The sequence below is a fragment of the Wandonia haliotis genome, assembly GCF_039523435.1.
In the GTDB taxonomy this organism is placed as follows: Bacteria; Bacteroidota; Bacteroidia; order Flavobacteriales_D; family Crocinitomicaceae; genus Wandonia; species Wandonia haliotis.
In genome coordinates, this window is the sequence record NZ_BAAAFH010000011.1 from 193,326 (window position 1) to 207,807 (window position 14,482).

13 protein-coding genes are annotated in these 14,482 nt (G+C 39.6%); 8 read left to right on the forward strand and 5 right to left on the reverse strand.

Annotated features, from left to right (window positions below; genetic code table 11):
- The first annotated feature begins 5 nt into the window (after positions 1-5).
- The 7 genes from ABDZ97_RS09020 (at position 6) to ABDZ97_RS09050 (ending at position 6,757) form a co-directional block, all read left to right on the forward strand.
- Entirely contained in the window at positions 6-587 is a 582-nt protein-coding gene (locus tag ABDZ97_RS09020; protein WP_343786743.1) for a YdeI/OmpD-associated family protein, read from the forward strand.
- Positions 588-729: 142 nt separating this feature from the next.
- Positions 730-1,614, forward strand: coding sequence for a bestrophin family protein (locus tag ABDZ97_RS09025; protein WP_343786745.1), 885 nt, complete (start codon positions 730-732; stop codon positions 1,612-1,614).
- A gap of 40 nt (positions 1,615-1,654) precedes the next feature.
- Entirely contained in the window at positions 1,655-2,131 is a 477-nt protein-coding gene (gene msrB, locus ABDZ97_RS09030; protein WP_425542652.1) for a peptide-methionine (R)-S-oxide reductase MsrB, read from the forward strand.
- Positions 2,128-2,790 carry a peptide-methionine (S)-S-oxide reductase MsrA gene (msrA, locus tag ABDZ97_RS09035; RefSeq protein ID WP_343786746.1) on the forward strand — a complete coding sequence of 221 codons (663 nt, stop codon included), beginning with the start codon at positions 2,128-2,130 and terminating at the stop codon, positions 2,788-2,790. The genes msrB and msrA overlap by 4 nt, the downstream gene beginning before the upstream one ends.
- A 107-nt stretch (positions 2,791-2,897) precedes the next feature.
- On the forward strand, positions 2,898-4,307 hold the full coding sequence (locus ABDZ97_RS09040) for a phosphohexomutase domain-containing protein (protein WP_343786747.1): 1,410 nt from the start codon (positions 2,898-2,900) through the stop codon (positions 4,305-4,307).
- A gap of 3 nt (positions 4,308-4,310) precedes the next feature.
- Positions 4,311-5,375, forward strand: a complete 1,065-nt coding sequence (gene aroC, locus ABDZ97_RS09045) for a chorismate synthase (RefSeq protein ID WP_343786748.1) — start codon at positions 4,311-4,313, stop codon at positions 5,373-5,375.
- An 8-nt stretch (positions 5,376-5,383) separates the two neighbouring features.
- Complete coding sequence (locus ABDZ97_RS09050; RefSeq protein ID WP_343786750.1) at positions 5,384-6,757, forward strand: dicarboxylate/amino acid:cation symporter; 1,374 nt, start codon at positions 5,384-5,386, stop codon at positions 6,755-6,757.
- Positions 6,758-6,769: 12 nt separating this feature from the next.
- Here the strand turns inward: ABDZ97_RS09050 and ABDZ97_RS09055 are convergent, their stop codons facing one another.
- The 5 genes from ABDZ97_RS09055 to ABDZ97_RS09075 form a co-directional block, all read right to left on the reverse strand.
- The gene (locus tag ABDZ97_RS09055) at positions 6,770-8,428 is read right to left on the reverse strand and encodes an OstA-like protein (protein WP_343786752.1); all 1,659 of its coding nucleotides are present in this window, start codon (positions 8,426-8,428) and stop codon (positions 6,770-6,772) included.
- Positions 8,425-9,705 (reverse strand): adenylosuccinate synthase, encoded by a 1,281-nt coding sequence (locus tag ABDZ97_RS09060; protein WP_343786754.1) that lies wholly within the window; start codon positions 9,703-9,705, stop codon positions 8,425-8,427. The genes ABDZ97_RS09055 and ABDZ97_RS09060 overlap by 4 nt, the downstream gene beginning before the upstream one ends.
- The gene (locus ABDZ97_RS09065; RefSeq protein ID WP_343786756.1) at positions 9,702-10,055 is read right to left on the reverse strand and encodes an STAS domain-containing protein; all 354 of its coding nucleotides are present in this window, start codon (positions 10,053-10,055) and stop codon (positions 9,702-9,704) included. Before ABDZ97_RS09065 ends, ABDZ97_RS09060 begins: the two co-directional genes overlap by 4 nt.
- The gene (locus ABDZ97_RS09070; protein ID WP_343786758.1) at positions 10,052-10,510 is read right to left on the reverse strand and encodes a Fur family transcriptional regulator; all 459 of its coding nucleotides are present in this window, start codon (positions 10,508-10,510) and stop codon (positions 10,052-10,054) included. Before ABDZ97_RS09070 ends, ABDZ97_RS09065 begins: the two co-directional genes overlap by 4 nt.
- Before the next feature lie 61 nt (positions 10,511-10,571).
- Complete coding sequence (locus tag ABDZ97_RS09075; RefSeq protein WP_343786760.1) at positions 10,572-12,794, reverse strand: RelA/SpoT family protein; 2,223 nt, start codon at positions 12,792-12,794, stop codon at positions 10,572-10,574.
- 191 nt (positions 12,795-12,985) lie between these two features.
- On the opposite strand from ABDZ97_RS09075, the gene ABDZ97_RS09080 reads away from it, so the two are divergent.
- Positions 12,986-14,443 (forward strand): asparagine synthetase B family protein, encoded by a 1,458-nt coding sequence (locus ABDZ97_RS09080; RefSeq protein ID WP_343786762.1) that lies wholly within the window; start codon positions 12,986-12,988, stop codon positions 14,441-14,443.
- The last annotated feature ends 39 nt before the right edge of the window (positions 14,444-14,482 follow it).

The window sequence follows — 14,482 nt, forward strand, 5'->3', positions numbered from 1 at the left end:
TGGTTATGAATATACAGGCAGAACACTTTTTTGAAGAAGCAAAGAAATGGAAAAGCGAATTTCTCATGTTGCGGGAGATTATCGGGGAACATCCATTACTTGAAGAGGAGTACAAGTGGAAACATCCTTGCTATACTTTTGAAGGGAAAAATATTGTGCTTATTCACGGGTTTAAGGAGTATTGTGCCTTGTTATTCCATAAAGGAGCTTTATTGAAAGACCGGAAAGGAATTTTAATTCAGCAAACCAGTAATGTACAGTCTGCGCGGCAAATTCGCTTTACCAGCGTTAAACAAGTCTCAGAATTGAGATCAATCATCAAAGAATATCTGGAAGAGGCGATTGAAATAGAACGATCGGGGAAGAAGGTGCAATTAAAAGAAGTTGCTGATTATCCGGTCCCGGAGGAGTTCCATAAAGCATTACAAGAAGATAAAGCCTTGAAGGCGGCATTTAATGCATTATCTCCCGGTCGACAAAAGGCCTATTTATTTTATTTCAATCAGGCAAAACAATCCAAAACCAGAGAAGCGAGGATTGAAAAATACTATCAACACATTTTAGATGGAAAAGGAATCAAAGAGTAAAGGACGGTTATAAGAAGAGGGTTGAAAATAATTCAAAAGAGCCGAACTTGTTTTTTTATCGTTTACCTACCTTTGCGGGCATAAATGAAATAATGACCGGAGTAAATAATACAAATCCGGGACTAAAACGAAAACTTCCGCAATGATAAAATATGATCCTAAATCCTGGGTGTTACACATTCTATCCATCCATAAGAGTGATACCGTCAGAATGTTATGGAAAGAATTACTGTACATGGCAATTCTTACTTCCATTCTTACGTATATTGAAATTACCTACTTACCCAATGCAAAGTGGACAAAGGACTTAATGGCTGTGTATTCCCTGGTTGGTTTCGTATTGTCCCTTCTTCTTGTTTTTCGTACCAACACAGGTTATGAACGATGGTGGGAAGGTCGAAAGAAATGGGGAGAATTGGTCAATAATACACGTAATTTAGCCATTAAAATAAATGCAAGTTCAGTTTCAGATGAGACCAAGTCCTTTTTTCGCCGTATGATTCCCAACATTACCTACGCTGTAAAAGAACACTTACGCAACGGCGTTGTTTTGGAAGAATTAGATCTTACAACCGATGAGCGAAAACTATTGGATGAATCATCACATATTCCCAATACACTGGTGAACGGTATGTACAATCGGCTTGAAAGAGAAAAAAAGGTAGGGAATATTTCTGATGTTGAAATGATGATAGTGGATACTAATCTGAAAACATTTGCCGATATCTACGGAGCTTGTGAGCGCATCAAGAACACACCGATTCCATACTCGTACAGTTTGTTTCTAAAGAAATTCATTGTACTCTATGTAACTACGATGCCATTGGCTTTCATCACTTCGTTTGGTTACTGGTCAATTCTTGTTGTTGTATTCGTATTCTATGTGTTGGTTTCTATGGAAGTGTTGGCAGAGGAAATCGAAGATCCTTTCGGAAGAGATGATAATGATTTACCAACAGATGAACTCTGTGAGAAGATCAAAGCCAATTGTGAGGAGGTTTTTTCAACAAATTTCCCAGAGAAATAAATAAAATCCAAAAACCTTTCGTTTTCGTAGTTGTTATAATATGAAAAAGAAAGATATGAGAGGAGTACAGTATATTTTACTCTTACTGATGTTGTGTTTGAGTTCTGGTCTGTTATCACAGGAAACAGTCAGAAAAACAGAAGAAGAGTGGAAAGAAGAATTAAGCCCTGAAAAGTATCGGATTCTGCGTGAGAAGGGAACAGAACGTCCTTATACCGGTAAATACTGGAATAATAAAGAAACAGGGATGTATCATTGTGCAGCCTGCGACAACCCATTGTTTTCTTCTGAAACGAAGTATGACGCAGGTTGCGGATGGCCCAGTTTTTATGAAGCTATTGATAACGGGAATATAAAGACAGCAAAAGACCTGTCCCACGGAATGCAACGGATTGAAATCATGTGTGCTAAATGCGGTGGGCATCTGGGACACGTTTTTGATGATGGTCCCAAGCCGACAGGATTGCGTTATTGTGTGAATTCTGAATCACTGGAATTTAAAAAGGAGGAAAAATGAAACAGGTAAGTGTGCTTTTTGGATTATTTTTGTCCATGGCAGGACTGAATGCCTGTATGTCCCAAAAGTCAGAAGTAAAAAAAATGGAAAAAGAACAATCAGTAAAGGAGAAAGAGATAGATACTAAAACCGAATCAGCTACTTTTGGAGCCGGTTGTTTTTGGTGTGTTGAAGCGTGTTTCGCAGATCTGAAGGGTGTTATTTCCGTTACTTCCGGTTATTCAGGAGGTCATAAAAAAAATCCTACCTACAAAGAAGTGTGTGAGGGGACTACCGGTCATGCAGAAGTAGCGCGTATCGTTTTTGATCCTGCTATCATTTCTTTTGAGGAGTTACTGGAAGTGTTTTGGTTTGTTCATGACCCGACTACGTTGAACAGACAGGGGAATGATATCGGAACACAATACAGATCTGTTGTCTTTTATCATTCGGATGAACAGAAAAGGCTGGCAGAACTATATAAGAATAAACTGAATGAGTCCGGAGCGTTCGATAGTCCGGTTGTTACAGAAATTTCTCCGTTGACGAATTACTATGCAGCTGAAGATTATCACCAGAATTATTTTGAGAATAATCCGGAAAACCCTTATTGTAATGCCGTTGTACGTCCTAAAGTAGAGAAGTTCAGAAAGGTTTTTAAGGACCGTTTAAAGAAATAATTCCTGTTTCCCATATTCTCCGGTATAATTCGACTCGTTTTTTCCTTTAGTCAGGGGATTTCCTTATTTTAGTCGCTGTAAATAGTAGGAAAGAACAGAGTTATAACATGAATGTGACAAAAATAAAGTTTGGTACGGATGGATGGAGATCCATTATCGGAGAAGATTATACAACACAAAACGTAGCAAGAGTTTCTGAAGCAGTAGCAGTTTGGTTACTGGAGAATTACGATTTACCTTCTGTAGTTCTTGGTCATGACTGTCGTTTTGGAGGAGAATTGTTTTTGCAAACAGCAGCTAAAGTGTTTGTAAAGAATGGAATTGCTGTAAAATATGCAAAAGGGTTTGTTTCGACACCGATGGTTTCCCTTGGAGCTGTCCGATACGAAGCTTCTTTAGGGATTGTTTTCACCGCTTCACATAACCCTCCCGGTTATAACGGATATAAACTGAAAGCACATTACGGAGGACCTCTTTCTCCGGCTAAAGTACAGGAGATAGAAGACGGAATTCCGGATCATGCAAATGAATATCGCGATTTTACCTGGGAAGAAGTACTTGAAACAGGACTTGCATCTTCCGTTGATCTGGAACGCGAATATATAGATACTGTTCGTAACGCATTTGATTTGGAAGCAATCCAAAAATCGGGTGTTCGTCTGGCTTTTGATGCAATGTACGGAGCAGGACAAAATGTTGTTCGCCAGATTCTGCCAGATACCAAAGAATTACACTGTGAGCATAATCCATCCTTTAAAGGACAGGCTCCGGAACCAATAGCAAAGAACTTACAAGAACTTTCAGCTTTTATCAAAGCCTCTAAGTCCATTGATTGTGCTTTAGCAACAGATGGTGATGCGGACCGGATTGGTCTGTACGATGCAAAAGGAGAATTTGTAGACTCGCATCATATCATTTTGCTACTGATTCATTACCTGGTTAAATATAAGGGAATGACAGGGAAGGTTGTAACGGCTTTCAGTTGTACCCCTCGTATTGAGCGTATGTGTAAACATTACGGACTGGATCACGAGACAGTTAAGATCGGATTTAAGTACATCGCCGGAATTATGGTGGATGAAGATGTTCTGTTGGGAGGAGAAGAATCCGGAGGAATTGCTGTGAAAGGTCATATTCCTGAGCGCGACGGAATCTGGATGGGATTAATCATCTGGGAATTCATGGCAAAATCCGGAAAAACACTCGATGATCTGATTGAAGAAGTATACGAAATCGTCGGAGCATTTAAGTTTGAAAGAAGTGATTTATATATTACGGAAGAATTAAAACAAACCATTATTGCAAATTGCAAGGCAAACAAGTACACTTCTTTTGGTAAATACCAGGTGCAAAGAGTTGAAACTACTGATGGTTTCAAGTTCTTCTTTGACGACGATCGTTGGTTGATGATCCGACCTTCCGGTACGGAGCCCGTTCTCAGAACGTATGCAGAAGCTCCTACATTGGAAGAGGTTCGCGAGATTCTTCGAATTTGTGAAGAAACGATTACTCATTAAGTTATGGCCGGAAATACTTTCGGTACTTTGTTTCGCTTAACCACGTTTGGTGAATCACATGGCGTGGCGATAGGTGGTGTAATTGACGGATTTCCTGCCGGCTTTTCAATTGATATGGAAGCTGTTCAGGAAGAACTGGACAGACGAAAGCCGGGGCAGTCAGCGATTGTTACGCAGAGAAAGGAGTCGGATACGGTTCAATTTTTATCCGGAATTTTTGAAGGCGTGACAACAGGAGCGCCAATTGGTTTTCAGATTATTAACGAAAATCAAAAATCTTCCGATTATGAACATCTGAAAGAAGTATATCGTCCTTCTCATGCTGATTTCACTTATGATAAAAAATACGGACACAGAGATTACAGGGGGGGAGGACGATCCAGCGCACGGGAAACAGCTTGTCGTGTAGTAGCCGGAGCATTGGCGAAGCAATTTCTTACTGAAAAAGGAATTGATATATTTGCTTTTGTAGATCAGGTGGGGAATATTCGTCTTTCTGAAGATGACCGGATTGATCTTTCAGAAACAGAAAGTAACCCTGTGCGATGTCCTAATGCGGATGTAGCGGACAAAATGCAGGTCCTGATCAGGGAAGTCAGGAAAGAAGGAGATACTGTGGGTGGCTGCATTCGCTGTATTGTTCAGGGAGTTCCTGTCGGATTAGGGGAACCTGTTTTTGACAAATTGCATGCTGATATAGGGAAAGCCATGTTATCGATCAATGCTGTCAAAGGATTTGAATACGGTTCAGGTTTTGAAGCTGCCGAAATGTTAGGTTCTCAACACAATGACCTGTTGAATCCGGATGGTTCTACACAGACCAATTTCAGCGGAGGAATTCAGGGAGGAATATCGAACGGCGAAACCATCTTTTTCAGAGTTGCATTTAAACCGGTAGCCACACTTATGAAAGATCAGCCTTCTGTGAACAACAGGGGAGAAGAAGTTATTGTAAAAGGAAAAGGACGACACGATGCCTGTGTGGTTCCGAGAGCAGTTCCAATTGTAGAAGCAATGGCGGCTCTTACCATAATGGATCACTGGCTTCGGTATAAAGCTATAAATTAAAATAACCTATGACGAAAGGAAAAAAGAAACTGGCATTACATTGGAAAATATTAATCGGGATGTTCTCCGGTGTGTTGTTCAGTCTGATTTTGGTAAACACAAGTTGGGGGAGTGAAACCGTTGAAATTATCGTTTCGGACAAATCAACCGAAACATCCCGGGCTGCTTTATTCGTACAGCATTGGATTAAACCATTCGGGAATATGTTTATCAACGCACTGAAACTGATTGCTGTTCCTTTAATCCTGGCGTCATTAATAAAAGGAGTATCAGATCTCAAAGATATTTCGAGTTTATCAAAGATGGGATTTCGCACCATCGGTACATATATTACTACAACTGTTATTGCTGTTTCTATTGGTTTGATCGTGGTGAATATTATCGAACCCGGAAAATCCATTACCGAGGAAACCCGGAACGAATTGGTGGCGAGTTATAGTTCTGACGCGGATGAGAAAATTAAGTCGGCAAATAAAGAAAAAGAAGCAGGACCTCTGCGGGCATTGGAAGATTTAATTCCGGGTAATATTTTTGCCTCCGCTTCGGACAATGGAAATATGCTACAGGTTATTGTATTCGCTATTTTCTTTGGTATAGGGCTCATTCTTATTCCTGCGGATAAGTCGGCTCCTGTGAAAGCTTTTTTTGATGGGTTTAATGAGGTAATTCTTAAATTGATTGACCTGATTATGTTGGCAGCTCCTTACGGGGTCTTTGCTCTTTTGGCAGCATTAGTTGTTGAATCTCCCAGTGCAGATTTGTTTAGTGCCTTGCTGTTATATGCAGTAAGTGTTATCATAGGATTATTGTTAATGATTATTATCTATAGTGCTTTGGTCTACTTTTTTACAAGAAAGACTCCCCGTTATTTTATCAATGGAATCTCTCCCGCACAGCTCCTTGCTTTCAGTACAAGTTCTTCGGCAGCAACTCTTCCAGTTACAATGGAAAGGGTAGAAGAACACCTCGGAGTTGATGAAGAAGTAGCAAGTTTTGTATTGCCGATCGGTGCAACAATTAATATGGATGGAACGAGTCTGTATCAGGCTGTGGCGGCCATTTTTATAGCCCAGGCATTTGGTATGGATCTGAGTTTGACAACACAGCTCGGAATTATTGTTACTGCTACTTTAGCCAGTATTGGTTCGGCAGCTGTTCCGGGAGCAGGAATGGTTATGTTGGTAATTGTTTTGGCGCAGGCAGGAATTCCCGAAGCAGGATTGGCACTTATTTTCGCGATTGATCGTCCTTTGGATATGTTGCGAACCACAGTGAATGTGACAGGAGATGCGGCTGTTTCTATGATTGTTGGAAATTCAGTTGGAAAATTACGCGATCCGAAAGCAAAAGAGTGGAATGATAATTATGGAGTAGAGAAATAAAGAGAACAAAATTTACTCTTCTTCCTCCGAATAACTAGGAATCGTTTCTTCTTCCTGCGTAGCTTCCGAATTGGATTGTGTTTCTTTCTGTGTTTCTTCCGGAAGCGGTACGGGTAAAGTTGTATTTGTTGTAAATAACTCAGGCCGTGTCGGACGGATTTCGGAATGCCAGATAAAATGTTCTGTTTTTAACTCATTTCCCGGTATCTTTTCCATCCCATAGAAAACGCCTTCCGGATTATCAAAATTTGTAAGTCCTACAACCTCACCGCTATCCAGGTACAATTTCATCTCACTACTTACCAGCTTATTCATTCCTGATCGGGTTACCACAACAGCAGTGTCATTTTCTTTCTCTTCTTCCGGAAAGTAAAGGGTTTTAGCATTTCCCTGTACATGGAGTAGGTGCAAGTCTCCGTCTTTGAAATAACCATCCATTTCACGACCGGAAACCTGATTATAATAAAGTCCAGAATCAAGTTCAGAGACAGACAGAGCTTTTCCTTCTATTCGTGCATGTTTGATGTGTTTGGCATCCCGTTTAACAGTGATAAAATCACCATTTAACTGATTGTTGTCATTCCAGAGAACAGGCATACGATAGAGACGCAGCAGGGAATCTGCACCCGAATAGGTGAGGGAATCACACACTCCCTGATATTTCGTAGAGAATATAGCTACTTTATAATAGGCTTTCATCGTTTCTATCTCATCCAGACTGTCAGAAACTGCAAAAAGAGTATCTGCATTAATATAGGTTGTGTCCTCTTCCTGGAAGAAAATAGCATACGCTTTATCAGTAAGTAGTTTTGTTCTTTCCAATCCGTTGGAATACATGTAATGACTTCTGAACTCTACATTTTCAACCGAATCTCGTATCCGGACATTCCCGATTCCTATTGAAATTTCATCTTCTGACTGGTAACGCAATGTATCTCCGGCAATTAATTGCCCCGGACGATGAATCTCAGCCGAATCAATAAATTCGCCCTCATTATTGGCCATATTGAAATAGCCTTTATGACAGAATATGTCAGTAGTGTCCTCTTTTTGGTGAATGTGGGTCTTTCCAAAGAAAAACAATTGTTCCTGAATACTATTGAATTTCATCGTATCAGTGACAACATGGTATTTCTCATCGTCAAAAACAACATCTTTCCTGAAGAAGAAATTTTTTGAGTCCGGATAGTAGTAACCTACTTGAGAAGTGAGCTGGTCACTCCGTTGGATATGAGTAATTGTACCTCCGTGTCGGTAGATGGCAGCACCTTGTGCTGCATCATATTCCATCGTATCTGTTTCCAATTTGTATTCTCTGTCCCGGACACGTACATTTCCCCAGAGTTTCGCTTTTTTAGTAGTACTATTGTAATATAGGGAATCACAAAAAAGGTTCAGAGTATCTTTTTTATTAATATGAACACGGCTGTAGGCATGTACTTCTCCTGTTTTGTCATAAAACAAGGCTGAGTCGCAATACATAAGATGTCCCTGATACTTGAACCGTACATTTCCTATCAATTTTTGATATTCTTCCGAAGTATTGATGATCAGTTTATCCGATCCGGGTAACAACTCAATAAGCCTTTGCCCTGTCAGGTTATTGACAAGAAAAAAAATTGCGCTTAGGAAAAGCGCAATTTTAAGATATGTGAGATTGAATCGTATCAATTTCTGTTTCTGTAATCCAACGTTTGCGCGCGGTCAGGTCCGACACTTACAACTGTGATAGGTACTTCAAGGTGTTCCTCCAGATAGGCGATATAATCCTTCAACTCCTGGGGTGCTTCCTTCATACTTCTCAATTGAGTAAGATCTGTGTTCCATCCCTTTACTTCTTCATAAACAGGTTTTACATCAACACTGTCTATATCATAAGGAAGATAATCAATTTTCTTGCCATCCATGATATAATGCGTACAAACCTTGATTTTTTCGAAGATACTCAAGACATCTGCCTTCATCATAGAAAGCTCTGTTACGCCATTGATCATGATCGCGTAACGCAAAGCAGGAAGGTCAATCCACCCGCATCTTCTGGGGCGCCCGGTTGTTGCACCGAACTCTCCTCCTTCAACCCGGATCTTCTCTCCGTCTTCATCGTGAAGCTCGGTAGGGAAAGGTCCGGAACCAACGCGTGTACAATACGCCTTAAAAATTCCGATGATATTTCCGATTGTATTAGGAGCTACACCTAAACCTGTACAGGTTCCGGCAGATACTGTGTTGGAAGATGTTACATAAGGATACGTACCGAAATCAATGTCAAGTAGTGTTCCCTGCGCTCCTTCAGCAAGTACTGAACGACCCTCTCTCAGACAGTTGTTGATAAATGTTTCACTGTCAACACATGTCAGATTCTTCAGGATGTCAATTGCTTCCATCCATTCTTTTTCAAGCTCTTCCAGGTTATATTCGAAATCCTCGTGATGTTTCAGAATTCCCTCATGTTTTTCAACAAGCGCATCATACTTTTCTTTGAAAGTAGGCAGGAATATATCTCCTACACGAAGTCCGTTACGTCCGGTCTTATCCATATAGGTCGGTCCGATACCTTTTAGAGTGGAACCGATTTTCTTTTTTCCTTTAGCAGCTTCGGATGCGGCATCGAGAAGCCGGTGCGTAGGAAGAATCAGGTGTGCTTTTTTAGATATAAGGAGGCGATTCTTGATGTCAATATTGAAAGGAGCCAGTTTTTCCAACTCTTTTCTGAAAATAACAGGGTCTATTACAACACCGTTTCCTACCAGATTCAGTACATTTTCGCGGAAAATACCTGAAGGAATCGTATGAAGGACGTGTTTTATTCCTTCGAACTCCAGTGTATGTCCTGCATTGGGTCCTCCCTGAAATCGGGCAATTACATTGTACTTTGGTGTAAGAACATCAACAATTTTACCTTTACCTTCGTCTCCCCATTGAAGACCTAACAAAACGTCTACTTTCATGCGTCTTGTGATTTTAATTTAGCTAGTGCTGATGAAAGATCTGCACTAATTGTGAATATTGAATTTAACTTAGTAACAATCAGAAGTTGGTCTATAACAGGAGGGATAGAGCAAAAAATCAGTTCACCTCCTGTATTTCTAATTTTTGTAAAAAGCTTCAGGAACAGGTTAATTCCCGAACTGTTCATTGCTTCTAGAGCAGACAAGTCAAAAACAAATTGTTTATGAACAGGAAGATTTTCTTCTACGACATCAATCAAAGGGTGGTCGTCATTATTGTTCAGGATTTTTCCTGAAATAGATACCACCAACACGTTATCGTGCTTTTCTATGAGCGGAGTCTGATTCATGCTTCTTTGTCTTTCGACTTGTTTTTCTTAACTCCGTAAAAATAGAGGGAGTGGTGTTGAATCTCTACACCGAAAAGTTCTTCCACAGTTTGTTTGATTGCCTGAATACGAGGGTCACAGAATTCGATGACCTCTCCGGTATCTGTGCAAATCATGTGGTCGTGTTGTTTGGAACCATGTGACTTCTCAAATTGAGCCAGATTTTTTCCAAACTGATGTTTACGAACAAGGTTACAGGCGAGCAACAAATCGATTGTATTATAAAGTGTAGCACGGCTTACCCTGTAGTTTTGATTTTTCATTTCGATATACAAAGTTTCAATATCAAAATGACCGTCATAATTATAGATTTCAGCAAGTATGGCAAACCTTTCAGGAGTTTTCCTGTGCCCGTTTTTTTCCAGATAAGCGGAAAAAATATTACGAACTGTCTCTTGTAATTCTTCCTTCTGCATAGCGCAAAATTAAGCCGTAAAGCTAAACATTTTACTTGGATTTAGTGTAATTTTTCAGAAATTATTCTTTCTCTACCGAATAGCGTTCTACTGTTTTCACTCCTTCAACTAATTCAAATTTAGAGATCAGTTGCTCCAGATGCTCCTTATCGTATACGAGTACCTGAATAATTCCTTCAAACATACCGTCATGGGCTTTAAAGGAAATTGATTTCATATTGACACGTTGTTGTTTAGATATGATGTCGGTGATATTATTGACGATTCCCAGGTCATCATGCCCGATAAGACGAAGTGTTGCTTCTCGTTCCTGAGTATATTGGTTTTTCCATCTTGCCTTTATGATACGATACGCATATTTGGACATCATCTGTGTTGCATTGGGGCAGTTATCACGGTGAATTTTAATTCCGTCATTGATAGTAATAAAGCCAAATATATCATCGCCGGGTAGCGGATTACAGCATTTTGCCATTTTGTAATCCATATTTTTGAAATCTTCACCGATGATAAGAGTATCCTCTTTGAGATTGATTTCTTTGATGGCAGATTTCTTTTCCCGTGAGTCTTTGATCTTCTCCATTGGCAGTTGAAGAAGTCCGTTTTTCAGCTCCAGTTCTTTGAGCCTTTTCAGATTGATTTTTCCTTTGGCAATAAGGAAGTACAAATCAGTTGCAGAAGGAACATTGAAATATTTTTCCATGAACGTAATGTTCTCGGAAGAGAAAGGGATATTATACTGGTTCAGTTTTCGTTCCAGAATTTCTTTTCCGTCTCCGCCTATTACTCTTCGCTCTTCCTTCAGTGCCATTTTGATCTTCTGCTTGGCACGTGCGGTTGTTACCATTTTTAGCCATTCTTCCTTGGGCTTTTGTTTGGAAGAAGTTATAATTTCTACCTGGTCACCACTTTTTAATAAATGGGAAAGAGGGACCAGTTTGTTATTTACCTTGGCTCCGAGACATTTTTCACCGATTTGCGTATGGATGTCAAAAGCAAAATCAAGCGTTGTAGCTCCATTCGGAAGAACGCGTAAATCTCCTTTGGGGGTAAACACATAAATCTCGTCTGTAAACAGATTCAGTTTGAATTCATCTATAAATTCCAGTGCATTTCCTCCTTCCGTGTTTTCAAGAAGATCACGTATTTCTGCAATCCATCGGTCGAATTTGGTATCCCCACCTTTCGACTCTTTGTACCGGTAATGAGCTGCGAATCCTTTTTCAGCTATTTCATCCATTCTTTTGGAACGGATTTGTACTTCTACCCATTTTCCGGTAGGACTCATTACTGTTGTATGAAGTGACTCATATCCGTTTGCACGGGGTGTGGAAATCCAGTCTCTCAAACGATCCGGATTGGGTTGATAGAAATCTGTAACCAATGAATATATACGCCAGGCAGCAGCTTTTTCATCTGCCTCCGGAACATCTACAATAATACGAACGGCAAAAAGGTCGTAGATTTCCTCAAAAGGAATTCCCTTCTTTTGCATTTTTCTCCAGATTGAAGAAATAGATTTGGTACGAGCTTTAATTTCAAAGGTATAACCTTCTTTTTCAAGAGCAACTTTAATAGGATAGATAAACCGACGTATAAACCGATTCCTTACGTCTTTTGTCTTTTCCAGTTTCTCTTCTAACTCTGAATAAATTTGGGGTTCCTTATACCGAAGAGCAAGGTCTTCCAACTCACTTTTGACTGAATAAAGTCCGAGACGATGTGCTAAAGGTGCATACAGAAACAAGGTTTCGCTGGCAATTTTAAGACGCTTGTCATAGCGCATACTTCCCAGTGTACGCATATTGTGAAGGCGGTCGGCCAGTTTAATCATTACTACCCGGAGATCATCCGAAATAGTAAGAATCATTTTTCGGAAATTTTCAGCCTGTATGGAGAGATTCTCGTCAAAAACCTCCGGAATCTTTGTCAGACCGTCAATGATCATTCTAACCTTGGGACCGAACAAATCTTCTACATCTTCCAGTGTTATATGAGTATCTTCTACGGTGTCGTGTAATAAGGCACAGATGATAGCCGTAGGACCCAGCCCCATTTCTTCCGCACAAATTCTCGCAACAGCAATAGGATGATAGATATACGGTTCTCCGCTTTTCCTCCGCATGTCTTTGTGTGCTTCTACTGCTACATCAAATGCCTTTCGGATGAGACGAGTATCTTCTTTATCCCGCTTATCTTTACTGGCTCTCAATAAGCCTTTAAATGCGTTCAGAATTTCCTTACGTTCTTTTTCCAAATCAATTTCAGGTGCAGTATTGCTCATAAAAACTCACAATTTTTCAGGATTCATACAAAGATGCTAAAAAATAAGGTGTAAAAATTAGTTCTGTTTCCGGAAATAACGAACAGTAGAATGCTGAAAAGTACAGAAGGCATTTTTTGAAAGAAAGGATTGGAATGTAAAGTAAGAGGAAGTCTGTCGAATCTTCTGTATTTTTGTCGAAAATATCTGAGATGGGAAAAGAGTTGTTTGGAAATTTTCAGCAGGTAAAGGAGAGGGTTACGTTCCCTTATGAGTTTAACAGCGAGTTGTTGCGTATAAATGGATTTGAAAAAGAGTTTGTCCAGAAGGATAAGCGACTGTTTATCTCAGGTAATAATACATTTTGGAAAACCTTTGACTTTGCATCTTTTCTTACGATGATTGATTCGGATGTTGCTAAAGCGTTACATACATGTAAAGGTGGTTTTTCAGGTATTGTATACGATGAAAGTGAACAACAAATTCTTGTTTTCTCTGATTCATTCGGACTCTTTCCAATCTATTTTGTTCATGATCCCTATAAAGCGTTTTTTAGTTCTTCTTTAAGACGGATACTCGATGAAGGGATTATCGAAAAAGAAATAGATGCAACGGTGCTGTTGGATTATTTTCGTTTTGGAAGTTTTCTGCCGGGTACCACATTGTTCAGAGGAGTTCACCAACTGAAACCGGGAAACTATCTGCGGATTTCTGAAGATCATTTCTCAGAAAACACTTATTTTTCGTGGAATAAACGCTTTATTTCAAATTTTAGTTCCGTTGAACAAGTGTTCACAGAGATAGATAATCTAAAAAATGGACTTGAAGAAATCGAATATACTCCAATTGTTCCCAGATTTAAAGAGTTCAGGGAGTTTACCGACACCATTGATGTGCCGTTCACACCTTCTGTAGTAACCCGAATTTCTCAGCCCGGTTGGAGTGAAGTATTTGCTGCAAAAGAGATCTTTGAAGGTTTGCCGGAATTAAACCGGAAGAAATGGCCCATGAGTTTTTCTCCTGCTCTTCGAACAATGATTTATCGTTTGGGGTTATGGAGGTGGAAAGGACTGGAAGGGCAGTGGAAGAAAGAAAAACTGCAACAAGAATATTGGGATATTGAATTTTTGTATCAGTTCGAATATCAAATAATTAAAGATGTTTATTTAAAGAAATTATTTAATTGGGAGGAATGGCCGAAAAATGGTGTGTTTACTTTTCTTCATGATCAGTTGGGGTATGGAAAAGATGGATATGCATACCCGGTTTTTGGTCGTCTTTCGTTAGCAGAAATCTGGATCTCTCTGTTAAGTATTCAAGTTCCTTTTTTGCGTTACCTATTTCAAAAGGAAGATGGTACAATTGATTATCCCAACCTTGATAAAGAATTATATATGTATGTAATGAGTGTTCCTGATGGTTTGAAAGAGCCGGAATATCAAGGTAATCTGGCCAGCGTATACGGAAAAGATACATTACCGGAAAAAACGACTGTTTTAATGGATTTTATTTCCGAAGAGGACTGGACTGCTTTTACCTCCGGAATACAGCATCTACCTTATTGTAATCATAAAGAATTGTTTGCTCTGGTGCAATCAAATAGTGAGAAATATCAGCATATTTTAATTTTGGGAATTTGGCTAGATCAGGTGATGAATCAGGGCAATTAATTGTTTTACAGTAGTCTATGTGAGTTTAGGGGCTTTTAT